Annotated in this window: 20 protein-coding genes; 11 read left to right on the top strand and 9 right to left on the bottom strand. The window is 66.0% G+C overall.

The features are described from left to right. Positions 1 to 149: 149 nt before the first annotated feature. Together HDC96_RS05850 and HDC96_RS05845 are read right to left on the bottom strand one after the other, a co-directional pair. Positions 150 to 611, bottom strand: a complete 462-nt coding sequence (locus tag HDC96_RS05850) for a cytochrome c (RefSeq protein ID WP_019183110.1) — start codon at positions 609 to 611, stop codon at positions 150 to 152. An 8-nt stretch (positions 612 to 619) separates the two neighbouring features. Next, complete coding sequence (locus tag HDC96_RS05845; RefSeq protein WP_179459144.1) at positions 620 to 1012, bottom strand: c-type cytochrome; 393 nt, start codon at positions 1010 to 1012, stop codon at positions 620 to 622. A 204-nt stretch (positions 1013 to 1216) separates the two neighbouring features. Between HDC96_RS05845 and HDC96_RS05840 the strand changes: the two genes are divergently transcribed. The 3 genes from HDC96_RS05840 to HDC96_RS05830 are packed head-to-tail and all read left to right on the top strand — an operon-like array spanning position 1217 to position 8963. Continuing rightward, complete coding sequence (locus HDC96_RS05840) at positions 1217 to 2362, top strand: efflux RND transporter periplasmic adaptor subunit (RefSeq protein ID WP_179459143.1); 1146 nt, start codon at positions 1217 to 1219, stop codon at positions 2360 to 2362. Next, complete coding sequence (locus HDC96_RS05835; RefSeq protein ID WP_179459142.1) at positions 2359 to 5868, top strand: efflux RND transporter permease subunit; 3510 nt, start codon at positions 2359 to 2361, stop codon at positions 5866 to 5868. Before HDC96_RS05840 ends, HDC96_RS05835 begins: the two co-directional genes overlap by 4 nt. After that, positions 5865 to 8963, top strand: coding sequence for an efflux RND transporter permease subunit (locus HDC96_RS05830; protein ID WP_179459141.1), 3099 nt, complete (start codon positions 5865 to 5867; stop codon positions 8961 to 8963). The genes HDC96_RS05835 and HDC96_RS05830 overlap by 4 nt, the downstream gene beginning before the upstream one ends. 223 nt (positions 8964 to 9186) lie before the next feature. On the opposite strand, the gene HDC96_RS05825 is transcribed toward HDC96_RS05830, so the two are convergent. The 6 genes from HDC96_RS05825 to ykgO form a co-directional block, all read right to left on the bottom strand. Then, positions 9187 to 10407, bottom strand: a complete 1221-nt coding sequence (locus HDC96_RS05825) for a TraB/GumN family protein (RefSeq protein ID WP_179459140.1) — start codon at positions 10405 to 10407, stop codon at positions 9187 to 9189. A gap of 4 nt (positions 10408 to 10411) precedes the next feature. Next, positions 10412 to 10942: a GNAT family N-acetyltransferase gene (locus tag HDC96_RS05820; protein WP_179459139.1), complete on the bottom strand. Its 531-nt coding sequence runs from the start codon at positions 10940 to 10942 to the stop codon at positions 10412 to 10414. 22 nt (positions 10943 to 10964) lie between these two features. Next, a complete protein-coding gene (locus HDC96_RS05815; RefSeq protein WP_179459138.1) occupies positions 10965 to 11852 on the bottom strand; it encodes a carbon-nitrogen hydrolase in 888 nt (295 codons plus the stop codon). Between the two features lie 336 nt (positions 11853 to 12188). Continuing rightward, on the bottom strand, positions 12189 to 13223 hold the full coding sequence (locus tag HDC96_RS05810; protein WP_179459137.1) for an agmatine deiminase family protein: 1035 nt from the start codon (positions 13221 to 13223) through the stop codon (positions 12189 to 12191). 46 nt (positions 13224 to 13269) lie between these two features. Continuing rightward, positions 13270 to 13596, bottom strand: coding sequence for a hypothetical protein (locus HDC96_RS05805; protein WP_179459136.1), 327 nt, complete (start codon positions 13594 to 13596; stop codon positions 13270 to 13272). Positions 13597 to 13777: 181 nt separating this feature from the next. Then, positions 13778 to 13903: a type B 50S ribosomal protein L36 gene (ykgO, locus tag HDC96_RS05800; RefSeq protein ID WP_057628212.1), complete on the bottom strand. Its 126-nt coding sequence runs from the start codon at positions 13901 to 13903 to the stop codon at positions 13778 to 13780. A gap of 194 nt (positions 13904 to 14097) precedes the next feature. Here ykgO and cmk point away from each other — a divergent pair, with 194 nt between their 5' ends. The 8 genes from cmk to galU all read left to right on the top strand — a co-directional run bounded on the left by cmk (position 14098) and on the right by galU (position 22411). Further along, positions 14098 to 14778, top strand: coding sequence for a (d)CMP kinase (gene cmk, locus HDC96_RS05795; RefSeq protein ID WP_179459135.1), 681 nt, complete (start codon positions 14098 to 14100; stop codon positions 14776 to 14778). 195 nt (positions 14779 to 14973) lie between these two features. Next, a complete protein-coding gene (gene rpsA / locus HDC96_RS05790; RefSeq protein ID WP_019183099.1) occupies positions 14974 to 16659 on the top strand; it encodes a 30S ribosomal protein S1 in 1686 nt (561 codons plus the stop codon). A gap of 87 nt (positions 16660 to 16746) precedes the next feature. Next, complete coding sequence (locus HDC96_RS05785; RefSeq protein ID WP_019183098.1) at positions 16747 to 17052, top strand: integration host factor subunit beta; 306 nt, start codon at positions 16747 to 16749, stop codon at positions 17050 to 17052. Positions 17053 to 17155: 103 nt separating this feature from the next. After that, positions 17156 to 17443: a LapA family protein gene (locus tag HDC96_RS05780; protein ID WP_179459134.1), complete on the top strand. Its 288-nt coding sequence runs from the start codon at positions 17156 to 17158 to the stop codon at positions 17441 to 17443. Between the two features lie 6 nt (positions 17444 to 17449). After that, the gene (gene lapB, locus HDC96_RS05775) at positions 17450 to 18628 is read left to right on the top strand and encodes a lipopolysaccharide assembly protein LapB (protein WP_176989792.1); all 1179 of its coding nucleotides are present in this window, start codon (positions 17450 to 17452) and stop codon (positions 18626 to 18628) included. A 3-nt stretch (positions 18629 to 18631) separates the two neighbouring features. Continuing rightward, a complete protein-coding gene (locus HDC96_RS05770; RefSeq protein ID WP_179459133.1) occupies positions 18632 to 19606 on the top strand; it encodes a glycosyltransferase family 4 protein in 975 nt (324 codons plus the stop codon). 16 nt (positions 19607 to 19622) lie between these two features. Beyond that, on the top strand, positions 19623 to 21530 hold the full coding sequence (locus HDC96_RS05765) for a nucleoside-diphosphate sugar epimerase/dehydratase (protein ID WP_179459132.1): 1908 nt from the start codon (positions 19623 to 19625) through the stop codon (positions 21528 to 21530). Then, on the top strand, positions 21530 to 22411 hold the full coding sequence (gene galU, locus HDC96_RS05760; RefSeq protein ID WP_179459131.1) for a UTP--glucose-1-phosphate uridylyltransferase GalU: 882 nt from the start codon (positions 21530 to 21532) through the stop codon (positions 22409 to 22411). The genes HDC96_RS05765 and galU overlap by 1 nt, the downstream gene beginning before the upstream one ends. 169 nt (positions 22412 to 22580) lie before the next feature. Here galU and HDC96_RS05755 read toward each other — a convergent pair whose 3' ends face one another. Further along, entirely contained in the window at positions 22581 to 23789 is a 1209-nt protein-coding gene (locus HDC96_RS05755; RefSeq protein WP_179459130.1) for an acetyl-CoA C-acyltransferase, read from the bottom strand. Between the last annotated feature and the right edge of the window lie 26 nt (positions 23790 to 23815).

Genomic DNA, 23815 nt, shown 5'->3' with positions numbered 1-23815 from the left:
GCGAATCCATTTCGGTAGTGCCGGCCGCTGGCCGGCTCCAGGCAATCCCGAGGAGCCGGCCAGCGGCCGGCACTACCTGTCAGGGCTTCATGGCGCTGGACGGAAGGCAGCCGACCAACGGTCGGCTCTACACGTGACGGCTCGCGCCGTCACTTCAACCCGTGCAGATCCCGCAGCTGGGTCGGCCGTGATCCGAAATACGCGGCCAGATCGGCGATGTCCTGGTCGCTCAGGTCGGTCGCCTGCGGGGTCATCAGCGCGTGCTGGCGATCCCCCGCGCGGTAGGCCTGCAGGCTGTGCGCCAGGTAATCCCCGTACTGCCCACCCAGTTTCGGGTAGGTCGGGTCGATCGGCTTGTTGCCGTCCGCCCCGTGGCAGTCGATGCAGCTCTGCCCGGTGGCTTTGCCCTTGACCTGGGCACGCGCCTCACCGGCGGCGATGCGACCGGCCGGCAGGCCGGCGGAGGAGCCGGACCCGTGTTCACCACTGGCGTGGCCCGGATCGGCGGCGGAATCTGCGCTGTTCTCCACCTGTGACTGCGAACACGCAGTCATCAGCAGGGCAACGGACAGGGCGATGGCGTAACGCTGGAGTGGCGTGGCTTTCGACATGAGCGCGCTTATTTGACGGTGGACAGGTAAACAGCGAGATCGGCGATCTCCTGTTCGCTGAAACTCATCGACTGCGCCTGCATCGTCGGATGCTTGCGCTTGCCGTGGCGGTACTCGGTCAGCGCCTGGCTGAGGTACTCACGGGTCTGCCCGCCGATCTTGGGCACTTTGTAGCTGGGGTAGGCGTTCTTGTACCCGGTGATGCCGTGGCACCCCTGGCACGTGTAGGCCAGCACCCGGCCATTGTCGAACCGGCCGGTGACGGCGGCAGGCGCCGGCGCGGTGGCGGCCGGAGCAGGTGTGGCGGGTACGGCAGGAGCGGGTGTTGCGGCCTGTGCGGCGGCCCCGAAGGGCAGGAGGACGGCCAGAACGAGACAAGCGGCGAGCGGCTGCGGGCGCATGATGTCCTTTTCCGATAAACGGGTCTGGTCGTTCCGGCGTGGGGTACGGAACTGGGCCGAGTATAGCCTGCGATTTCATCTAGCTGAAACCGGGCCCGGAAAGCCATCGCCGCAGGTCACCATGACCTTTGGGATATGGTGTGGTCGTGACGTGGTGCATTACTTTGCTACCACACCTGCCCACGCATCCTTAGGGACACGACGATGTCGCGACAATCTTTCCTGCCCGGCCGCACCGGACGCTGTGCCGCTGCACTGCTGATCACCACTACGCTGCTGCTCAGCGGCTGCGGCGGTGCCGGGTCGGCTGAAGCCCAGGCCGCTGAAAAAGACGGCAAGGCCGAGAAGGCCGCCGACGCCGTGCCGGTCGAAGCCGTCGCCGCCAGCCGTCGCGCCGTCGCCGCCAGTTACACCGGCACCGCCGCACTGGAGCCGCGGGGTGAGTCGCAGGTGGTCGCCAAGACCTCCGGCGTCGCACTGGCGGTGCTGGTCGAGGAAGGCCAGCAGGTGCGTGCCGGGCAACCGCTGGTGCGGCTGGACCCGGACCGTGCACGCCTGGCGGTCGCCCAGAGCGAAGCGCAGCTGCGCAAGCTGGAGAACAACTACCAGCGCGCCCAGAAACTGGTCGGTCAACAGATGGTCAGCGCCGCCGACGTCGACCAGATCAAGTACGACCTGGAGAACGTCCGTGCGCAGTACCGCCTGGCCACGCTGGAGCTGTCCTACACCACGGTGATCGCACCTATCTCGGGCGTGATCGCCTCGCGCTCGATCAAGACCGGCAACTTCGTGCAGATCAACACGCCGATCTTCCGCATCGTCGACAACGCGCGCCTGGAAGCCACGCTCAACGTTCCCGAGCGCGAACTGGCCACGCTGCGCCCGGGCCAGCCGGTCACGCTGATCGCCGATGCGCTGCCGGGCAAGACCTTCCCGGGCACGGTGGACCGGATCTCGCCGGTGGTCGATGCCGGCAGCGGCACGTTCCGCGTGGTCAGCGGCTTCGGCGAAGACGCCGAGGGCCTGCAGCCGGGCATGTTCGGCCGCATCCGGATCGACTATGACCAGCGTGCCGACGCCCTGGTGGTGCCGCGCCTGGCGCTGCTCGACGACGGTGAGCCGGCGGTGTTCCGCGTCCGCGAGGGCAAGGTGGCGCGGGTGCCGGTCAAGCTGGGGTATGCCGAAGGCCCCTGGGTGGAGATCCGCGAGGGTCTGGCCGCGGGTGACCAGGTCGTCACCGCCGGCAAGGTCGCGCTGCGCGATGGCACCGCGGTGCAGGTGATCGGCGCCAAGCCGGCCGCCACCGCCGCTGCGAAACCGGCACCGGCCAAGGCGGAGAGCCGGCAATGACAGCGGCCGGCAACGACCACGGCAACGATCCGCACCAGGGCGAGCGCCCGGGTGCCCACGGCGGCGGCCTGGTGGAATTCGCCACCCGCCGCCGCGTCACCATCGCGATGTTCACCGTCACGCTGATGCTGTTCGGCTTCATCGCGCTGGGCAACCTCAAGGTCAACCTGCTGCCCGACCTGAGCTACCCGACCCTGACCGTGCGCACCGAGTACACCGGTGCGGCCCCGGCGGAAATCGAAACGCTGATCACCGAGCCGGTCGAAGAGGCCGTCGGCGTGGTCAAGAACCTGCGCAAGCTCAAGTCGATCTCGCGTACCGGGCAGAGCGATGTGGTGCTCGAGTTCGCCTGGGGCACCAACATGGACCAGGCCAGCCTGGAGGTGCGCGACAAGATGGAAGCGCTGAACCTGCCGCTGGAGGCGAAGTCTCCGGTGCTGCTGCGCTTCAATCCGTCCACCGAGCCGATCATGCGCCTGGTGATCTCGGCTCGCACCGACGCGTCCAGCGATGCCGAAGCCGTGCGCCAGCTCACCGAGCTGCGCCGCTATGCCGATGAAGACCTGAAGAAGAAGCTCGAGCCGGTCGCCGGCGTGGCCGCGGTCAAGGTCGGCGGTGGCCTGGAGGATGAGATCCAGGTCGACATCGACCAGCAGAAGCTGGCCCAGCTCAATCTGCCGATCGACAACGTCATCAAGCGGCTCAAGGAAGAGAACATCAACATCTCCGGCGGTCGCCTGGAGGAGGGCTCGCAGCGTTACCTGGTGCGTACCGTCAACCAGTTCGCCGATCTGGAGGACATCCGCAACCTGCTGGTGACCACCCAGAGCAGCAACGGCAACGCCGCCGATGCAGCGATGCAGCAGATGTTCGCGATCGCGGCCTCGACCGGCTCGGATGCCGCCGTGGCCGCTGCCTCTGCCGCACAGAGTGCGTCCAGCAGCAGTTCCACCAACATCGCCAACGGCGTGCCGGTGCGGCTCAAGGACATCGCCACCGTGCGCCAGGGTTACAAGGAACGCGAAGCGATCATCCGCCTCGGCGGCAAGGAAGCGGTCGAGCTGGCGATCTACAAGGAGGGCGACGCCAACACGGTGTCGACCGCCGAGGCGCTGCGTGCGCGCCTGGAGCAGATCAAGGGCCAGGTGCCCGGCGATGCCGAGCTGACCACGATCGAAGACCAGTCGCGCTTCATTGAACATGCCATCAGCGACGTCAAGAAAGACGCGGTGATCGGCGGCATCCTCGCCATCCTGATCATCTTCCTGTTCCTGCGTGACGGCTGGAGCACGTTCGTGATCAGCCTGTCGTTGCCGGTCTCGATCATCACCACGTTCTTCTTCATGGGCCAGCTGGGCCTGAGCTTGAACGTGATGTCGCTGGGCGGGCTGGCGCTGGCCACCGGCCTGGTGGTGGATGACTCCATCGTGGTGCTGGAGAGCATCGCCAAGGCGCGCGAGCGCGGCCTGAGCATCCTGCAGGCCGCCATTGTCGGCACCCGCGAAGTGAGCATGGCCGTGGTCGCCTCGACCCTGACCACGATCGCGGTGTTCCTGCCGCTGGTGTTCGTGGACGGCATCGCCGGCCAGCTGTTCCGCGATCAGGCACTGACCGTGGCGATCGCGATCGCGATCTCGCTGCTGGTCTCGATGACCCTGATCCCGATGCTGAGCTCGCTGAAGGGGCGCCCGCCGCTGTCGTTCCCTGAAGAACCCGCGCATCAGCCGTGGCAGCCGGACAGCCGCTGGCTGAAGCCGGTCGCCGGCAGCCGCCGCGGCGTGGGCACGGTCGTGCGCTGGATCTGCTTCGGCATTGCCTGGTCGGTGATCCGCGTCTGGCGCGGCCTGGTGGCCGTGGTCGGGCCGGTGATGCGCAAGGCCAGCGATGTGGCGATGAAGCCGTACGCCGGTGCCGAGCGCGGTTACCTGAAGCTGCTGCCGGGCGCGCTGCATCACCCGGGCAAGGTGCTCGGGCTGGCCGCGCTGGCCTTCGTCGGCACGATGGCGCTGGTGCCGATGCTGGGTGCGGATCTGATCCCGCAGCTGGCCCAGGATCGCTTCGAAATGACCGCCAAGCTGCCGGCCGGCACCCCGCTGAAACAGACCGATGCGCTGGTCCGCGAGATGCAGCTGGCCCATGCCAAGGACGACAGCATCGCCTCGCTGTACGGCGTCAGTGGCAGCGGCACCCGCCTGGATGCCAGCCCGACCGAGAGTGGCGAGAACATCGGCAAGCTGACCGTGGTGATGGCCGGGGGCGGCAACGCGCGCACCGAAGCGGCGATCACCGAGCGGCTGCGCGAATCGATGCAGCAGCACCCCGGCGTGCAGGTCGACTTCGCCCGCCCGGCGCTCTTCAGCTTCTCCACGCCGCTGGAAGTGGAGCTGCGCGGCCAGGACATGGCCACGCTGGAAACCGCCGGCAAGGCGTTGGCGGCGATGCTGCGCAACAACCCGCACTACGCCGACGTCAAATCCACGGTGGAAGAGGGCTTCCCGGAAATCCAGATCCGCTTCGACCAGGAGCGCGCCGGTGCGCTCGGCCTGACCACGCGGCAGATCGCCGATGTGGTGGTCAAGAAAGTGCGCGGCGACGTGGCCACGCGCTACAGCTTCCGCGACCGCAAGATCGACGTGCTGGTGCGGGCCCAGGAAGGTGACCGGGCCAGCGTGGAAAGCATCCGCCGCCTGATCGTCAATCCGGGCAGCACCCGGCCGGTGACGCTGGATGCGGTGGCCGAAGTGGTCGCCACCAACGGCCCGAGCGAGATCCACCGCGCTGACCAGACCCGGGTGGCGGTGGTCTCGGCCAACCTGCGCGACATCGATCTGGGCGGCGCCGTGCGCGAAGTGCAGGATATGGTCGCCACGCAGCCGCTGGGGGCCGGGGTCGGCATGCACATCGGCGGGCAGGGCGAGGAACTGGCCGACTCGGCACGCTCGCTGGTCTTCGCCTTCGGGCTGGCGATCTTCCTGGTCTACCTGGTGATGGCCTCGCAGTTCGAATCGCTGCTGCACCCGTTCGTCATCCTGTTCACCATTCCGCTGGCCCTGGTCGGCGCGATCCTGGCGCTGATGCTGACCGGCAAGCCGATCTCGGTGGTGGTGTTCATCGGCCTGATCCTGCTGGTGGGCCTGGTGACCAAGAACGCGATCATCCTGATCGACAAGGTCAACCAGCTGCGCGAGGCCGGTGTGCCCAAGCGCGAGGCACTGGTGGAGGGGGCTCGCTCACGCCTGCGGCCGATCATCATGACTACGCTGTGCACGCTGTTCGGCTTCCTGCCGCTGGCGGTGGCGATGGGCGAGGGCGCCGAAGTGCGCGCGCCGATGGCGATCACGGTGATCGGCGGCCTGCTGGTCTCCACCCTGCTGACCCTGGTGGTGATTCCGGTGGTGTACGACCTGCTCGATCGTCGTGGCGATGCCTACTACCGCGAGCGCGGCCGCCACCTCAAGACACCGCTGGCCGGCAGCGGCCATGACGCAGCCCGGGAGCCGGCATGAGCATTGCCGAGTTCTCCATCCGCCGGCCCATCACCACGATCATGTGTTTTGTGTCGTTGGCGGTGGTGGGCCTGATCGCCTCGTTCCGGCTGCCGCTGGAAGCGCTGCCGGACATCTCCGCCCCGTTCCTGTTCGTGCAGGTGCCGTATACCGGCTCCACCCCGGAGGAGGTCGAGCGCAACATCATCCGGCCGACCGAGGAAGCGCTGGCGACGATGACCGGGATCAAGCGCATGCGCTCCTCGGCCACCTCCGAAGGCGCCAGCATCTTCATCGAGTTCACCGACTGGGACCGCGACATCGCCATCGCGGCCTCGGATGCGCGTGAGCGCATCGATGCGATCCGCAGCGACCTGCCGGACGACCTGCAGCGCTACAACGTGTTCAAGTGGTCCAGCAGCGATGACCCGGTACTGAAGGTGCGCCTGGCCAGCGCCACCGACCTGACCGGTGCCTACGACATGCTCGACCGCGAGTTCAAGCGGCGGATCGAGCGCATCCCCGGCGTGGCCCGGGTCAACATCTCCGGCGCACCGCCGAACGAGGTGGAGATCGCGATCAGCCCTGATCGCTTGACCGCGCACAACCTGAGCATCAACGAACTCAGCGACCGCCTGCGCACGCTGAACTTCTCGATCTCGGCCGGGCAGATCGACGACAACGGCCAGCGCGTGCGCATCCAGCCGGTCGGCGAGATCACCGATCTGCAGGAACTGCGCGACCTGGTGATCGACAACAAGGGCCTGCGCCTGGGCGACATCGCCGAGATCCGGCTCAAGCCCACCCGGATGAACTACGGCCGCCGCCTGGACGGCAACCCGGCCGTGGGCCTGGATATCTACAAGGAACGCAGCGCCAATCTGGTCGAGGTCTCGCGCGCGGCACTGGCCGAGGTCGAGGCGATCCGCAAGCAGCCCTCGATGCGCGATGTGCAGATCAAGGTCATCGACAACCAGGGCAAGATGGTGACGTCCTCGCTGCTGGAGCTGGCCGAGGCCGGTGCGGTGGGCCTGCTGTTGTCGATCACGGTGCTGTTCTTCTTCCTGCGCCACTGGCCGTCCACGCTGATGGTGACCCTGGCGATTCCGATCTGTTTCGTGATCACGCTGGGCTTCATGTACTTCGCTGGCGTCACCCTCAACATCCTGACCATGATGGGCCTGCTGCTGGCAGTGGGCATGCTGGTGGACAACGCCGTGGTGGTGGTGGAGAGCATCTACCAGGAACGCGAGCGCATGCCTGACCAGCCGCGGCTGGCCTCGATCATCGGCACCCGCAACGTGGCCATCGCGCTCAGCGCCGGCACCCTGTGCCACTGCATCGTGTTCGTGCCGAACCTGTTCGGCGAGACCAACAACATCAGCATCTTCATGTCGCAGATCGCGATCACGATCTCTGTCTCGCTGCTCGCCTCCTGGCTGGTGGCGGTGAGCCTGATCCCGATGCTGTCCGCGCGCATGCAGACGCCCAAGCTGGTGCATTCGGAAACGGGCGTGATCGCGCGCCTGCAGCGCCGCTACGCAACGCTGCTGCAGTGGACGCTGGAGCACCGTGGCTGGAGCGTGTTCGGCATCCTGATGGTGGTGCTGGTCAGCCTGGTGCCGATGAAGCTGACCAAGATCGACATGTTCGGGGGCGAGGGTGGCCACGAGGTGTTCATCGGCTACAACTGGAAGGGCGCCTTTACCTTCGGCCAGATGTCCGAGGAAGTCGCGCGCGTTGAACGTTACCTGGATGACAACCGCGCGCAGTTGCACATCACCCAGGTGTATTCCTGGTACAGCGAGCAGGAAGGCAGCAGCACCATCGTGACCTTCGACACCGACCATGCCAAGAACATGGCGGCCGTGCAGGAAGCACTGCGCAAAGGCCTGCCGCGCTCCGCGCGTGCCGACTACGTGGTCGGCAACTCGGGCGAGGGCAATGGCGGCAGCGGCAACAACCAGGTGCAGGTGCAGCTGGTCGGCGACTCGACCAAGATGCTGCAGGAGATCGGTGAGGAAGTCGTGCCGCTGCTGGCCCAGCGCAAGGAACTGCGCGACGTGCGCATCGACAACGGCGAGAAGGGCAGCGAGCTGTCCATCCACGTCGATCGCGAGCGCGCCGCCGCGTTCGGCTTCAACGCCGAGCAGGTCGCCAGCTTCGTCGGCCTGGCCCTGCGCGGTGCGCCGCTGCGCGAGTTCCGCCGCGGTGACAGCGAAGTGCCGGTATGGGTCCGCTTCGCCGGCGCCGAGCAGAGCAGCCCGGAAGACCTGGCCAGCTACACCGTGCGTACCGGTGACGGCCGCTCGGTGCCGCTGCTGAGCCTGGTCGATGTGGCGATCAAGCCCTCGGCCACGCAGATCGGCCGCACCAACCGGCAGACCACGCTGACCATCAAGGCCAACCTGGCCGAGAAGGTCACCGTGCCGGAAGGCCGCAAGGCGATGGAAGAGATGCTCAAGCCGATGAGCTTCCCGGCCGGCTACACCTTCAGCTTCGATGGCGGCGACTACGGCGATGACAACGAGGCGATGGCGCAGATGATGTTCAATCTGGTGATCGCGCTGGTGATGATCTACGTGGTGATGGCCGCGGTGTTCGAGTCCCTGCTGTTCCCGGCGGCGATCATGAGCGGCGTGCTGTTCTCGATCTTCGGCGTGTTCTGGCTGTTCTGGATCACCGGCACGTCGTTCGGGATCATGTCCTTCATCGGCATCCTGGTGTTGATGGGCGTGGTGGTGAACAACGGCATCGTGATGATCGAGCACATCAACAACCTGCGCCGCCGCGGCATGGGTCGGACCCAGGCCCTGGTGGAAGGCTCACGCGAACGCCTGCGCCCGATCATGATGACGATGGGCACCGCGATCCTGGCGATGATTCCGATCTCCATGACCGACACCCAGCTGCTCGGCAACGGCCCGCCGTATTACCCGATGGCGCGCGCCATCGCCGGCGGGCTGGCGTTCTCCACCGTGGTCAGCCTGCTGTTCCTGCCGACCATCTACGCCATGCTTGATGACATGAGCACGGCGGTATCGCGGATCATCCAGCGCGCCCGTGGGCGTGGCGTGGATACCCCGGTCGTGGAGCCGGGCGCAGAATCGGTTTGAGGGTGAGGGGAGGCCCGTTGAGCGGGCCTCCTTTTTCTGCGAACCGCATCCACGCATGGCGTGGATCTGCACGTGAGGCGGTAGTGCCGGCCGCTGGCCGGCTCGCGAAATACCCTGCCATGCCGGGAGCCGGCCAGCGGCCGGCACTACCCGCATTTCCCCCATTCGGGCACAACAAAGGCCACGCAATGCGTGGCCTTTTGATACATCGGCGGCGGAAGGCTCACCCCGCGACCTTTCCCCATACCTGGAAACCGGTCAGCCACAGGCCCAGCATGCTGCCCAGGTTGGTCAGCATGAAGGTCAGTACCACGCGGGTGACCCGGTTGCGGTACCAGCCCCTGACGCTCTGCGCATCGTCGCGCAGCTTCAGGAAGTCTTCGTAGGCCGGCTTGCGCAGGCGCGCTTCCACCAGCGCGGAGAACGCACCGGTCGGGATGCTCAGCCGGAACGGCTTGAACGGCGCGACCACGATCGCGGTCAGGATGCTCAGCGGGTGGCTGCCCGCCAACAGGCAGCCCAGGCCGGCCAGACCGCCGGTGTACATCGCCCAGACCGCCAGCAGTTCGCTGCCGACCCCCAGGCCACCACGGTAGAAGCCCACACCGATACCGGTCAGCACGATGGCCAGGATCGCCAGCGTGATCCACGGAATGTTGCGCTTCTTCGGCACGTCTTCCAGCGACTCGCGCAGCGGACCCGGCGCGTCAGTGTCGGTTTCCAGGTACCTGGCCAGACCGGCCAGATGACCGGCACCGACCACCGCCAGCACTTCGCGCTGGGCCGGGTCGTGCACTTCGCGCAGGCGGGTGGCCATGTAGCGGTCGCGCTCGCCGATGATGGTTTCATACAGGGCAGGGCTCTCGCTGGCGAACTCGCCGAAGCTGGCTTCGAGCATGTCGCCCTGCTTGAGCTTCTCGATCTCGTCTTCGCCGACCTCCTCGGAAGCGAACAGGCCGGCACCCAGGCCCATGACCAGTTTGATCTTGCCGAAGAAGCCCAGTCGCTGCGAGGCGCGCTTGAAGGTCAGGCCGACCTCGCGATCAATCAGGTGCACCGGCAGGTTGCGTTCGTTGGCCATGACCACCGCGCGCTTGAGTTCGGCACCCGGCTCGATCTCGAGCTGTTCGGCCAGGCGGCGCTGGTACGCAGCCAGGGCGAGATTGGCGGCGAACAGGGCGACGCGACCCTTGCGGATCACCTCGACCAGATCCAGCTTGGCCAGGGCATCGGGGTTGGTCAGCGCCTGCAGGCGCTGCGCGTCGAGCTCGACCGCGACCGCATCGAAGCGGCCGCTCTCGATCGCACGTTCCACCGCTTCCACGCTGGCCTGCGAGACGTGCGCGGTGCCCAGCAGGGTGTAGCGCACGCCATCGCGTTCGACAATGCGAACGGGCTGGCCGGCGAACAGGGTGTCGCCAGCGTCAATCAGGGTATCGGTCATTGCATCATTCATTTGAAGGGGCGCTGTCGGCACCATCGCCGAGCGCGCGCTGCATCTGGACAGTGTCCAGCCAGCGGCCATGCTTGCGGCCGAGGCCGCGGAAAACGCCGACGGTCTGGAAACCGAAACGCTCGTGCAGTTTGATGGAGGCGGTATTGGTCGGCTCGCCGATCACCGCCACCATCTGCCGGTAACCGCGGGCGACGCAGGCATCGATCAGGCCCTGCATCAGCGCGGTGCCGACCCCGCGGCCCTGGAACGCCGCATCCACATAGACCGAATTCTCCACGGTCCACTGGTAGGCGATCCGGCCGCGATAGGTATTGGCGTAGGCATAACCGGCCACCTGGCCATCGACCTCGGCCACGAGGTACGGAAAGCCGCGGCCGACGATGTCCTGCATGCGGCGAAGCATCTCAGCCGCCTCCGGGATGTCGTACTCATAGGTGTTGACGAAGTCGGTCACTTCCACCGCATAGATCGCGGTGATGGCCGCGATGTCGGCATCGGTGGCGTCGCGCAGGTGCACGGTCACGGTGTGGGGGCGTCCTGGTCGGTCAGTCGATGTAGCGCTTGAGCAGATCGCCGTACGCGTCGATCCGGCGATCACGCAGGAACGGCCAGATCCGGCGGACGTGTTCGCTGCGCTGCAGGTCGACATCGCAGACCAGCACGGTCGGCTCGCCACCGGCTTCGGCGATGAACTCACCCTGCGGGCCCAGCACGTGGCTGTTGCCCCAGAACTGGATGCCCGAGGCGCCCAGCGGCGAGGGCTCATGGCCGACGCGGTTGCAGCTCAGCACCGGCACGCCGTTGGCCACGGCATGGCCACGATGGCTGAGCACCCACGCATCGCGCTGGCGGCCCTGTTCGTCCTGCTGATCCTCCGGGTCCCAGCCGATCGCGGTGGGGTAGAGCAGCAGTTCGGCGCCGGCCAGCGCCATCAGGCGGGCGGCTTCCGGGTACCACTGGTCCCAGCACACGAGCACGCCAAGGCGACCCACCGAGGTATCGATCGGGGTGAAGCCCAGATCGCCGGGGGTGAAGTAGAACTTTTCGTAGAAGCCCGGATCATCCGGGATGTGCATCTTGCGGTACTTGCCGAGCAGGGTGCCGTCTTTTTCGAAGACCACCGCGGTGTTGTGGTACAGACCGGCGGCGCGGCGCTCGAACAGCGAGCCGACGATCACCACGCCGTGCTTCTTCGCCAGCGCGCCCAGGCGCGCGGTGCTCGGGCCCGGGATGGGCTCGGCCAGGTCGAATTCATCGACCGACTCGTGCTGGCAGAAGTACGCACCGTTGTGCAGCTCCTGCAGCAGGATCAGCTTGGCACCCTGTGCGGCCGCTTCAGCCACGCGCGCTTCGATGACGGCCAGATTGGCCTCGGCATCGCCGTGGTTGCGCTCCTGGATCAGGGCGACGGAAAGGGTGTGGCGTGAGCTCATCCGGAGACGGTCCTGCAAGGGGAAAAACGCAGTTTATCGCGGATGGGTGCACGCAGCGTGCTGGCCGCTAAATGCGAAACACCCACGCCTCGGTAGTGCCGGCCGCTGGCCGGCTCTGCAGGAACCTCACGACAAGCACAAGCGTGTCGCTTGCAGGCTGCGGCAGCTGGGCTGGCGGGTGCGGAGGTGCGGGACGCGCCGTAAACCCTTCCCTGGGGGCTCGTGGGCGCCATCCATGGCGCCCTGACGGTCCCGCACCTCCACACCCGCCATCCCTTCGACAGTGCGTCGGTGGCCGGGCAAACAGCGGTAGCCCACGACCGTTGGTCGTGGCGCTTAAGCCAGCAACCCCGCCGGCAGCTGCATCGTGATGCAGTGCAGGCTGCCGTTCTGCCAGATCAGCGAGCGGCACGGCACCGGCACGATCTCGCGGTCCGGATAGGCCTGGGCCAGCACCGCACGCGCGGCCTCGTCGGCGGCATCGCCGTAGGCCGGCATCAGCACCGCGCCATTGAGGATCAGGTAGTTCGCGTACGAAGCGGCAAGGCGGCGGCCCTCGTCGATCACCGGCTGCGCCCACGGCAGCGGGAACAGGCGGTACGGCTGGCCGTCGCGGGTGCGCAGCGCAGCCAGTTCGGCACCCATGGCCTGCAGTTCGGCATAGTGCGAATCGCTGGCGTCATCGCAGGCCTGGTAGACGATGCTGTCGGTCGAGGCGAAGCGGGCCAGGGTATCGATGTGGGCGTCGGTGTCGTCGCCCTCCAGGTAGCCATGGTCCAGCCACAGCACGCGGTCCTGGGCCAGCCAGGTCGCCAGGTCGGTGCTGAGCGATTCGCGGCTGCGATCCGGATGACGCTCGTGCAGGCACTGCCAGGTGGTCAGCAGGGTGCCGGCGCCATCGGTCTCGATGCCGCCGCCTTCCAGCGCGAACGGGATGCTCTGCAGCTCCGCATCGGTAAACAGCCCGGCGGCGTGCAGCACACCGACCAGCTGGTCATCCAGGCTGGCGTCGAACTTGCCGCCCCAGCCGGTGAAGCGGAAGTCCAGCAGGCGGAAGCCGCCATCGGCGCGCTTGAGCGTGATCGGGCCGGAATCGCGCAGCCAGGTGTCGTCGTACTGGGCCGTCACGAACCGCACGCGGTCCGTGTCGATCCGGTTCGAACGCAGGCGCGCATCGGCGTACGCCTCCAGGTCGTCGTCGGCGACGATGATCACCACCGGCTGGAAGCGGGTGATGGCAGCGACGAGGGCGATGTAGGTGTCCTCGACGTCACCCAGGCGGTCGGCCCAGTCGGTGTCGGCGTGGGGCCAGGCGATCAGGATGGCGGACTGGGATTCCCATTCGGCCGGAAAGCGGAGCGTGTCGTTCATGATCTCAGTGCGAAGGCCCGCCGGCGGGCGGGCTAGGGGAAGGGGGTCAGCGGACCGGCGGTTTCGGCCCGATCTCGTTGGCGTCGGCACGGTTGGCGACCACGTCGATCACCTTCTGCTTTTCGAAGTAGACGGTGAACTGCGGGTAGACCCAGCGGTTGATCGTCGGCCACTGCTGCTTCTGCCCGCCGCGCGGTTCCAGGCGTTCGCCCGGGTCGCCGAACTGGGCCTGGACCTGCTGCATGCTCTGGCCGCGGACCGGCAGGGCGATGGCGGGCTTCTCACGGCTGCGGTCGATCAGCAGGGTGTCGGCGTGGGCACTGGAAACGGCCAGGACGGCCAGCAACGGCAAGGTGGTCAGGTAACGCTTCATCTCGAACTACTCCCCAGTGGTCAAGAATGCGGAAGGTCTCACGACTGCAGGTCTCACGACCCACGGTCGTGAGCTACCCGGCGATTACAACAAAAATGGCAGCAAAAAGCCGCCCGGAGGCGGCTTTTTGTTCATCGCCCGGTCCGGTGAGGGACCGGTGGCGGCCGTGAGGCCGGCCGGCTCAGCGCTGGCGAGCCTTGAAACGCGGGTTCGACTTGCAGATCACGAAGATCTTGCCGCGGCGACGGACGACCTTGCAGTCGCGGTGACGGGTCTTGGCCGACTTCAGGGAAGACAGGACTTTCATTGCATACCTCGGCGTAAACGTTGGATTCGGTTGGAGCGCGGCCGCGATATGCAGATGACAATCGGCAGGTGACGCCCGTTCAAGCCCGCCATTCTACCGGGCTTTTTCCCATCCTTTCAAGTGGTTGGGCCAAAAAAGTCTCAGGCCACCCCGGGCAGGGGCTAGAATGGGCGGTCACATCTATCGGGAAACCCATGAATCAGCTTCCATCCGTGCTCACCATCGACGGTCCTTCCGGGGCCGGCAAAGGCACTGTCAGCCGCATTGTCGCACGCCGGCTGGGCTGGCATTACCTGGATTCGGGCGCCCTGTACCGGGCGGTGGGCGTGGCCGCCAGCTGGGCCGATATCGATACCTCCGACGCCTCGGCGCTGGTCCGCTGCACCTTCGATACGCACGTGCGGTTCGTGGAATCGGCCGATGGCGGGCTGCGGGTGCTGGTCAACGAGACCGATGCCACCGACGAGCTGCGGCTGGAGACCACCGGCGCCCTGGCCTCGGCGATCGCGGCCATCCCGGAAGTCCGGGCGGCGCTGAAAGAGCGCCAACGCGCATTCAGGATAGAACCGGGCCTGGTCGCGGACGGTCGGGACATGGGCACGGTCATCTTCCCGGACGCCCCATTCAAGGTGTTTTTGACCGCCAGCGCCGAAGAGCGGGCCGAGCGGCGGCATAAGCAGTTGAAAGACAAGGGTGTTTCGGTTAACTTTGACGACCTCCTGCGCGAGATCATGGCCCGCGACGCCCGTGATGCACAGCGCACAGTGGCGCCCCTGAAGCCGGCAGACGATGCCGTCATCATCGACACCAGTGGTATTGGCATCGACGCCGTCGTTGCCAAGGTATTGGATCTGCTTCCGGTTTCGGGTGCCTGATCCGTTGTAAAGGAGGGCCGTCAGGGCATCGACGGTGTCGCACCAATCGCAAGGCAACAAAAGCTCCGTCCCGCAATGATGCGTGGCGGTTTTCCTACTTAACACACGACCTGCGTTTCCGGGGTCGACCAACAGGCGGGCAGTAAGCGGTTCCCTTCGGGGGCCAATGCCCATGTGTCCAACAGAGTAAATCTAATGACCGAATCATTTGCAGAGCTGTTCGAAGCCAGTCAGGCCAATCTGGCCAAGCTGAAGCCGGGCTCGATCGTCAGCGGTGTCGTTGTTGAAGTCCGCGGCGATGTCGTGGTGATCAACGCCGGCCTGAAGTCCGAAGGCATCGTGCCGATCGAACAGTTCCGTAACGACGCTGGCGAGATCGATGTCGCTGAAGGCGACGTCGTCAAGGTTGCCCTCGATTCCATCGAGAACGGCTTCGGTGAAACCGTTCTGTCGCGTGAGAAAGCCAAGCGCGCGATGGTGTGGGACGAGCTGGAAGAAGCGTTGGAAAAGAACGAAACCATCACCGGCCGCATCAGCGGCAAGGTCAAGGGTGGTTTCACCGTGGACATCAAGGATGTCCGCGCGTTCCTGCCCGGTTCGCTGGTGGATGTGCGCCCCGTGCGCGACCCGGCCTACCTGGAAGGCAAGGAGCTGGAATTCAAGCTCATCAAGCTGGACCGCAAGCGTAACAACGTCGTTGTGTCCCGTCGTGCAGTCGTCGAGAGCGAGCATTCGGAAGAGCGCGAGCAGCTGATGGACAAGCTGCAGGAAGGCGCGATCCTGAAGGGTGTCGTCAAGAACCTGACCGATTACGGCGCATTCGTGGACCTGGGCGGTATCGACGGCCTGCTGCACATCACCGACATGGCCTGGAAGCGCGTGCGCCATCCGTCCGAAGTCGTGAACGTCGGCGACGAGCTGGACGTCCGCGTGCTGAAGTTCGACCGCGAGCGCAACCGCGTTTCGCTGGGTCTGAAGCAGCTGGGCGAGGATCCGTGGGACAACATCGCCCGTCGTTACCCGGCCAACAGCCGCGTCTTCGGCAAGGTCTCCAACGTCACCGATTACGGCGCATTCGTCGAGATCGAGCCGGGCGTCGAAGGCCTGGTGCACGTGTCCGAAATGGATTGGACCAACAAGAACGTCAACCCGTCCAAGGTTGTGCAGGTCGGTGACGAAGTTGAAGTCATGGTCCTGGACGTCGACGAGGAGCGTCGCCGCATCTCGCTGGGCATGAAGCAGGTTGCCGCCAATCCGTGGGAAACCTTCGCTGCCATCCACAAGAAGGGCGACAAGGTGTCGGGCCAGATCAAGTCGATCACCGACTTCGGCATCTTCATCGGCCTGGACGGCGGTATCGATGGCCTGGTGCACCTGTCCGACATCAGCTGGAACACCACCGGCGAAGACGTGGTCCGCAACTTCAAGAAGGGCGACAACCTGGACGCCGTCGTCCTGGCCGTCGATCCGGAGCGCGAGCGCATCAGCCTGGGCGTCAAGCAGCTGGAGCAGGATCCGTTCGGTCAGTACATGGCTGCCAACCCGAAGGGTTCGAAGGTCGAAGGCGTGGTCAAGGAAGTGGACGCCAAGGGCGCTACCATCGAACTGGCTGACGGCATCGAAGGCTACGTGGCTGCTCGCGACGTTGCGAACGAGCGCGTCGACGACGCGACCCAGTTCCTGAAGGTCGGCGACAAGGTTGAAGCCAAGTTCGTGGGCATGGATCGCAAGGGTCGTACCCTGCAGCTGTCGATCAAGGCCAAGGACGACGCGGAAATGCGCGAAGTGCTGGAGGAATACCAGTCCTCTTCGGCTTCCAGCGGCACCACCCAGCTCGGCGCGCTGCTGCGTGCACAGCTGAACGGCAACAAGTCCGAGTAATCGGTCTGTCGCTGTCGTAGTTTCCTGGGCGGCCCGGACATCAGTCCGGGCCGTTTCAGGGTCTGAGTTCCTCCCCAAGAGCCCGTAATGACCAAATCCGAGCTGATCGAAATCCTGGCGCGCCGACAGGCGCATTTGAAGTCGGACGATGTCGATCTGGCCGTGAAGTCGTTGCTGGAAATGATGGGCGGGGCGCTGGCCGGCGGGGATCGCATCGAGATCCGCGGGTTCGGCAGTTTTTCGTTGCACTACCGGCCGGCACGGCTGGGGCGCAATCCCAAGACCGGGGAATCGGTCGCGTTGCCGGGCAAGCATGTCCCGCACTTCAAACCGGGCAAGGAACTGCGTGAGCGCGTCAGCGCCGTGGTGCCGCTGGAAAGCGATCCTGCCTGAGTGTCCATCCGCCACGGGGCGGATGCATGATTTCCATGGAGTCGGCTGGTAGAGCGGAGCGTTAGTCCGCTACTCTTGAGCCCTACGGAACTGGAGCTGCTGCATGAACATCGTACGTCTGCTGATCCTGCTGGCGGTTCTGGTCGTGGGCCTCATCATCGGCGCCCTCAACTCGCAACCGATCATCATCAGCCTGGGCTTTACCCAGATCAATTCCACCACCGGCGTGGCGATCATCATCGCCCTGTTGTCCGGTGCCCTCATCGGCGGCGGCCTCGTGCTCGCCAGCATGGTGATCCCGCTGTACGCCAAACTGCGCCGTGCGCAGAAGGCCGCGCCCGCCGTGGTCGTGGCACCCCCTTCTTCTTCTTCTACATTCGACGGACGCTGAGCGCCGATGGAATTTGTCTCCGAGTGGTTCTGGTTCTTCCTGTTCCTGCCCCTGGCCGCGCTGTCGGGCTGGGTGATCGGGCGTCGCGGTGGCCAGCGCCATGGCGACAACCAGGTCAGCCATCTGTCCAGCACGTATTTCCGCGGCCTGAACTATCTGCTCAATGAGCAGCCGGACAAGGCGATCGAGCTGTTCCTGCACATCGCCGAACTGGACAAGGAAACCTTCGAGACCCAGGTCGCGCTGGGCCACCTGTTCCGTCGTCGCGGTGAGGTCGATCGTGCGATCCGCCTGCACCAGGGCCTGGTCAACCGCGCGGACCTGAGCGATCAGCAACGCGTCCAGGCACTGCTGGCACTGGGCGAGGACTACATGAAGTCCGGCCTGCTCGACCGCGCCGAAACCGTGTTCACCGAGCTGGCCCAGATCGACCAGCGTGCCCCGCAGGCGCTCAAGCACCTGATCGGCATCTACCAGGCCGAGCGCGATTGGGAAAAGGCGATCGACAACGCCAGCCGCTTCGAGGAAGTCACCGGCGAGCCGATGGGCAAGCTGATCGGTCAGTTCGAGTGCGAGCTGGCCGAGCGCTACCGCGGGGCCGGCAAGATCGACGAAGCGCGTGCTGCGATCGCACGTGCCTACCAGGCCGATGCGATGTCGGTCCGTGCCGGCATCATCGAAGGCCGCCTGGAAGACGATGCCGGCAACGCCGAAGCCGCGGTCCGTGCCTTCGAACGTGCGGCACGCAACGATCCGGAGTACCTGCCCGAAGTGCTGCAGGCGTTGATGCAGAACTACCGCAAGGTCGGTGATCTCGGCGGCGCACGCGCGTTCCTGTCGGAGATGACCGAGCACTACCGCGGCATCGCGCCGGTGCTGGCGTTGACCCAGCTGATGGAAGAGCAGGAGGGTGTTGCCCCGGCCCGCGCCTACCTCGGGCGCCAGCTCAAGGACCGCCCGTCGGTACGTGGCGAATCGGCGCTGATCGACCTGACCCTGGCCGAGGGCGCTGATTCCACCGCGACCCTGCACGATCTCAAGCACATCACCGACCAGTTGCTGGTCCGCAACCCGGCGTACCGCTGCACCCGGTGTGGCTTCGGTGCGCGCACCCACCATTGGCAGTGCCCGAGCTGCAAGGAATGGGGCACGGTCAAGCCGCTGCTCAACTACGCGGTGCTCTGACCCATGATGGTCGCCTGGATGGCGGGGCTGCTGGCGGTGCTGGCGGTATCGGCGGGCTTGACCTGGGGCGCACGCGCGTATGCGCTGCGTCGCAATCTGTTGGATGAGCCGGGCGAGCGGCGCAGCCACGGCGTGGCGACGCCGCGCGGCGGCGGCATCGCGATCGTTCTGACCCTGCTGCTGGCCTGCGTGGTCGCGGCGGTGATCTGGCCCACGGCCTGGATCACGCTCGCGGTGTTCGCGCTGGGCCTGGTGCTCGTTGCCGGGATCGGCTGGTGGGACGACCATCGGCCGCTGCCGGCGGTACGTCGCCTGCTGGTCCATGTGATCGCCGCGGCACTGCTGGCCGGGCTGGTCTGGCACGCCAGCGGCAATCCCTGGCAGGCGCTGCTGGCGCTGTTGTTTGCTACTTCGTTGATCAACATCTGGAACTTCATGGATGGGATCAACGGCATCGCGACCACCCAGGCCATCCTGGCCGGGCTCGCCTTCGCGATGGTGCTGCCCCCGCCCTACGGGCTGGCCGGCGTGGTGCTGGGACTGGCCTGCCTGGGCTTCCTGCCGTTCAACTACCCGCGGGCACGCATCTTCATGGGCGACGTCGGCAGCGGGGCGCTCGGCTATGCGATCGCGGCCCTGGTCTGCCTGGTCAGCGTGCGCACGGATATCCACTGGCTGCTGTTGCTGGTGCCGCTTTCGGCCTTTCTTGTGGACGCGGGCTTCACATTGCTTTCGCGCATCCTGTCGGGACAGCGCTGGATGGAACCCCACACGCAGCATCTCTATCAGCGCGCGGTGAAAGGGGGTGCAAGCCACACTTCCGTCACCGGGATGTATCTTGTTTTTGGAATATTCAGTGCGGCAGTGTTTAATGCATGCACGAATTTGCAGCCGAGGTGGGAGGCTGCCGTGGCCATCGCGTGGTTGATCCTCGCGTCCGGCCTTTGGCTGCTCCTGCGCAAGGGAATGCGCAACTAGAAGGATTACGCTGTTTATGACGCCTTGGCAGGACCGACTTACCGGCTTGATGCCCCGCGCGGCCATCGTCGCCCACGACCTGTTCATGGTCTGGGCGTGCTGGCAGCTGCTGCACGCGGGACGCTATTCGATGCTGGCCGATGCGCCGGCGTTGCCGCTGTGGAACATCGATACCTCGCTGGTGCTGGTCATCCAGGCCGTGGTGTTCTGGCGGGTGGGCCTGTACCGCGGCCTGTGGCGCTTCGCCAGCGTCGCCGATCTGCTCAACATCTTCAAAGCCAGCTTCATCGGCCTGCTCGCGATCGTGGTGGCGCTGGCCTACAAGCGCTTCGAAGGCGTGCCGATGTCGGTGCTGGTGATCTATCCGTTCGCGCTGTCCGCGCTGCTGGGTGCCCCGCGCCTGCTGTACCGCGCGTGGAAGGACTACCAGGCGCTGCAGTCCGACGTCACCGCCCGCCGCGTGCTGATCCTTGGTGCCGGCCAGGCGGCGGAAGCTCTCGTACGTGATCTGCGTCGCTCCGGCGATTTCGAGCCGGTCGGCCTGCTCGACGATGCCCCGCATCTGCAGGGCGCCAAGCTGCAGGGCCTGCCGATCCTCGGCACCCTGGAAGACGCCCCCGCCGTGGTCCGTGAAACCGCCGCCAAGCTGCTGGTGATCGCCATCCCGTCGCTGGATGCCGTGGGCATGCAGCGGGTGGTGGCCATCTGCGAAAGCACCGGCGTGCCGTTCCGCATGGTGCCCAAGCTCAATGACATCCTGCTCGGCCACTCGTTGCCGGGTCAGCTCAAGGAAGTGGCGATCGAGGACCTGCTCGGCCGCAAGCCGATCCTGCCGGACTGGGCGCTGATCCGGGGCTGGTTGGGCGGCCGCACGGTCCTGGTGACCGGCGCCGGTGGTTCGATCGGTTCTGAACTGTGCCGCCAGTGCGCGCGCCATGGGGCAGGGCGCATCGTGCTGGTCGAGATGAGCGAGCTGCTGCTGCTGACCATCGAGGCCGAGCTGCAGCGCAGCTTCCCCGATCTGGTCGTGGAGGCGGTGCTGGGTGACTGCGGCGATCCCGCGGTGATCCGCCACGCGCTGTCGCTGTCGCGGGTGGATTCGGTCTTCCACGCCGCCGCCTACAAGCAGGTGCCGGTGCTGGAGCGCCAGCTGCGCGAGGCGGTGCGCAACAACATCCTGTCCACCGAGACCGTGGCCCGCGCCTGCGTCGAAGCCCGCATCGAGCACTTCGTCTTCATCTCCACCGACAAGGCGGTCGACCCGGTCAATGCGCTGGGCGCCAGCAAGCGCTATGCGGAGATGATCTGCCAGAGCCTGGACCAGAAGACCAGCCACACCCGTTTCGTGACCGTGCGCTTCGGCAACGTGCTGGCCTCGGCCGGCAGCGTGGTGCCGGTGTTCCGCGAGCAGATCCTCAAGGGCGGCCCGGTCACCGTGACCGACCCGGAAGTCACCCGTTACTTCATGACGATTCCCGAAGCCTGCCAGTTGATCCTGCAGGCGGCCGCCTCGGCTTCGCATGGAGCGATCTATACCCTGGACATGGGCGAGCCGGTGCCGATCCGCGTGCTGGCCGAGCAGATGATCCGCCTGGCCGGCAAGCAGCCGTACAAGGACATCGCCATCGTCTATACGGGGCTGCGCCCGGGCGAGAAACTGCACGAGACGCTGTTCTATTCGGACGAAGATTATCGCCCGACCGCGCATCCGAAGATTCTCGAAGCTGGCGTGCGCACGTTCGCGCGCGAGCAGGTACTGGCCAACGTGCCGAAACTGCGCGAGGCGATCATCAGTTATGACACCGATGCGATCAACAGCATTCTGTTTGCCACCATGCCGGAGTTCTCTCCGCTACAACAGGACGATCACGTCAGCTCTGCTAAAGTGCTGGCCTTTCCGGCGCGTGAGGCCAACAGGTTCTGATGAGCAAGCGTATTCGTAAGGCGGTATTTCCTGTCGCAGGGTTGGGAACGCGATTCCTTCCCGCCACCAAAACCGTTCCCAAGGAAATGCTGCCGATTATCGATCGGCCGCTGATCCAGTACGCCGTTGATGAGGCGATCGAGGCGGGCTGTGACACGCTGATCTTCATCACCAACCGCTACAAGCACGCGGTCGCCGATTACTTCGACAAGGCCTACGAGCTGGAGCAGAAACTCGAGCGCGCCGGCAAGAAGGAACAGCTTGAGCTGGTCCGCCATGTGCTGCCGAACGGCGTGCGCGCCGTGTTCGTGACCCAGGCCGAAGCCCTGGGCCTGGGCCATGCGGTGCTGTGCGCGAAGGCGATCGTCGGCGATGAACCGTTCGCGGTGCTGCTGCCGGACGATCTGATCTGGAACCGTGGCAACGGTGCGCTCAAGCAGATGGCTGATGCCAACGAAGCCACCGGCGCCAGCATCATCGCGGTGGAAGACGTGCCGCATGAGAAGACCGGCAGCTACGGCATCGTGGCCACCGAGGCCTTCGACGGCCGCCAGGGCAAGATCAGCGCCATCGTCGAGAAGCCCAAGCCGGAAGACGCCCCGAGCGATCTGGCGGTGGTTGGCCGTTATGTGCTGAGCCCGAAGATTTTCGAGCTGCTTGAAGCAACCGGTACCGGTGCGGGTGGGGAAATCCAGCTGACCGATGCGATCGCCGAACTGCTCAAGACCGAGCGCGTGGATGCGTTCCGCTTCGAGGGCCGCCGCTTCGATTGCGGTACCCATCTGGGCCTGGTCGAGGCAACGATCCGTTTTGCCCTCGACAACGAGAAGCTGGCCGGTCCTGCGCGCGAAGTGCTGCAGAAGATGCTGGCCGAAGGCTGATCGCAAGGCGATCAACCGGTAGGTACCGACCGTTGGTCGGTACGCACCCCAACGAAAAGGGCAGCCTCGCGGCTGCCCTTCTGCGTTTGGTCCGGTTGCCGCATCGACCAACGGTCGATGCCTACCGACGCGACCGGTGCCGACCCATCGGCCGGCACCGATCATTGCCTCACAGCGATTCGAAGATGCCCGCCGCGCCCATGCCGGTGCCGATGCACATGGTCACCATGCCGTACTTCTGCTGGCGACGGCGCAGGCCGTGCAGCAGGGTGGCGGTGCGGATCGCGCCGGTCGCGCCCAGCGGGTGGCCCAGGGCGATCGCGCCGCCCAGCGGGTTGACCTTGGACGGGTCCAGGCCGCAATCGCGGATGACCGCCAGCGACTGCGCGGCGAAGGCTTCGTTGAGCTCGATCCAGTCGAGCTGGTCCTGGGTCAGGCCGGCCTGCTTGAGCGCCTTCGGAATCGCGGCAATCGGGCCGATGCCCATCACTTCCGGGCGCACGCCGGCGACCGAGAAGCTGACGAAGCGCGCCAGCGGGGTCAGGCCGTAGTCCTTGATCGCCTGCTCGGAGGCCAGCAGCACCGCACCGGCGCCATCGCTCATCTGCGAGGAGTTGCCCGCGGTGACGGTGCCGCCGAACTGGCCGTTGCGGAACACCGGGCGCAGCTTGGCCAGGCCTTCAGCGGATGAATCCAGGCGCGGGCCTTCGTCGGTGTCCACGATCCTGTCGCGGGTGATGATGCGGCGGCCGTCAGCCAGGTCGGGCTGGCGGGTGCGCACGTCGTAGGGGCTGATCTCGTCCTTGAACTCGCCGTTCTGGATCGCGGCGATGGCCTTCTGGTGCGAGGCGAGGGCGAACGCATCCTGGTCCTCGCGCGAGACCTTCCACTCTTCGGCGACCTTCTCGGCGGTGATGCCCATGCCGTAGGCGATGGCGACGTGGTCGTTGTCGAATACGCTCGGGGCCATCGCGATCTTGTTGCCCATCATCGGCACCATCGACATCGATTCGGTACCACCGGCCAGCATCAGGTCCGAGTTGCCCAAGCGGATCTGGTCGGCGGCCATCGCCACGGCCTGCAGCCCCGAAGAGCAGAAGCGGTTGACGGTCTGTGCGGCGATGGTGTCCGGCAGGCCGGCCAGCAGCACGCCGATGCGCGCCACGTTCATGCCCTGCTCGGCTTCGGGCATCGCGCAGCCGATGATCGCGTCATCGATGCGGTTGACGTCCACGCCCGGCGCCTGCGCGACCGCGGCGCGGAGCACGTGGGCCAGCATGTCGTCGGGACGGGTATTGCGGAACACGCCCTTGGGCGCCTTGCCCACCGGGGTGCGGGTGGCGGCGACGATGTAGGCGTCCTGGATTTGCTTGGTCATTGCAGTGATCTCTTGAATGTGGGGAC

Source organism: Stenotrophomonas sp. JAI102 (assembly GCF_013409105.1).
Classification (GTDB): domain Bacteria; phylum Pseudomonadota; class Gammaproteobacteria; order Xanthomonadales; family Xanthomonadaceae; genus Stenotrophomonas; species Stenotrophomonas maltophilia_AA.
Note: the sequence above shows the minus strand (reverse complement) of the source record. Positions and strands in the feature narration are given on the sequence as shown.

What these genes read in the sequence shown, in the direction of transcription:
- HDC96_RS05850 (WP_019183110.1), bottom strand. Translation starts at nt 611, where the DNA reads ATGTCGAAAGCCACGCCACTCCAGCGTTACGCCATCGCCCTGTCCGTT.
- HDC96_RS05845 (WP_179459144.1), bottom strand. Translation starts at nt 1,012, where the DNA reads ATGCGCCCGCAGCCGCTCGCCGCTTGTCTCGTTCTGGCCGTCCTCCTG.
- HDC96_RS05840 (WP_179459143.1), top strand. Translation starts at nt 1,217, where the DNA reads ATGTCGCGACAATCTTTCCTGCCCGGCCGCACCGGACGCTGTGCCGCT.
- HDC96_RS05835 (WP_179459142.1), top strand. Translation starts at nt 2,359, where the DNA reads ATGACAGCGGCCGGCAACGACCACGGCAACGATCCGCACCAGGGCGAG.
- HDC96_RS05830 (WP_179459141.1), top strand. Translation starts at nt 5,865, where the DNA reads ATGAGCATTGCCGAGTTCTCCATCCGCCGGCCCATCACCACGATCATG.
- HDC96_RS05825 (WP_179459140.1), bottom strand. Translation starts at nt 10,407, where the DNA reads ATGACCGATACCCTGATTGACGCTGGCGACACCCTGTTCGCCGGCCAG.
- HDC96_RS05815 (WP_179459138.1), bottom strand. Translation starts at nt 11,852, where the DNA reads ATGAGCTCACGCCACACCCTTTCCGTCGCCCTGATCCAGGAGCGCAAC.
- HDC96_RS05810 (WP_179459137.1), bottom strand. Translation starts at nt 13,223, where the DNA reads ATGAACGACACGCTCCGCTTTCCGGCCGAATGGGAATCCCAGTCCGCC.
- HDC96_RS05805 (WP_179459136.1), bottom strand. Translation starts at nt 13,596, where the DNA reads ATGAAGCGTTACCTGACCACCTTGCCGTTGCTGGCCGTCCTGGCCGTT.
- ykgO (WP_057628212.1), bottom strand. Translation starts at nt 13,903, where the DNA reads ATGAAAGTCCTGTCTTCCCTGAAGTCGGCCAAGACCCGTCACCGCGAC.
- cmk (WP_179459135.1), top strand. Translation starts at nt 14,098, where the DNA reads ATGAATCAGCTTCCATCCGTGCTCACCATCGACGGTCCTTCCGGGGCC.
- rpsA (WP_019183099.1), top strand. Translation starts at nt 14,974, where the DNA reads ATGACCGAATCATTTGCAGAGCTGTTCGAAGCCAGTCAGGCCAATCTG.
- HDC96_RS05785 (WP_019183098.1), top strand. Translation starts at nt 16,747, where the DNA reads ATGACCAAATCCGAGCTGATCGAAATCCTGGCGCGCCGACAGGCGCAT.
- HDC96_RS05780 (WP_179459134.1), top strand. Translation starts at nt 17,156, where the DNA reads ATGAACATCGTACGTCTGCTGATCCTGCTGGCGGTTCTGGTCGTGGGC.
- lapB (WP_176989792.1), top strand. Translation starts at nt 17,450, where the DNA reads ATGGAATTTGTCTCCGAGTGGTTCTGGTTCTTCCTGTTCCTGCCCCTG.
- HDC96_RS05770 (WP_179459133.1), top strand. Translation starts at nt 18,632, where the DNA reads ATGATGGTCGCCTGGATGGCGGGGCTGCTGGCGGTGCTGGCGGTATCG.
- HDC96_RS05765 (WP_179459132.1), top strand. Translation starts at nt 19,623, where the DNA reads ATGACGCCTTGGCAGGACCGACTTACCGGCTTGATGCCCCGCGCGGCC.
- galU (WP_179459131.1), top strand. Translation starts at nt 21,530, where the DNA reads ATGAGCAAGCGTATTCGTAAGGCGGTATTTCCTGTCGCAGGGTTGGGA.
- HDC96_RS05755 (WP_179459130.1), bottom strand. Translation starts at nt 23,789, where the DNA reads ATGACCAAGCAAATCCAGGACGCCTACATCGTCGCCGCCACCCGCACC.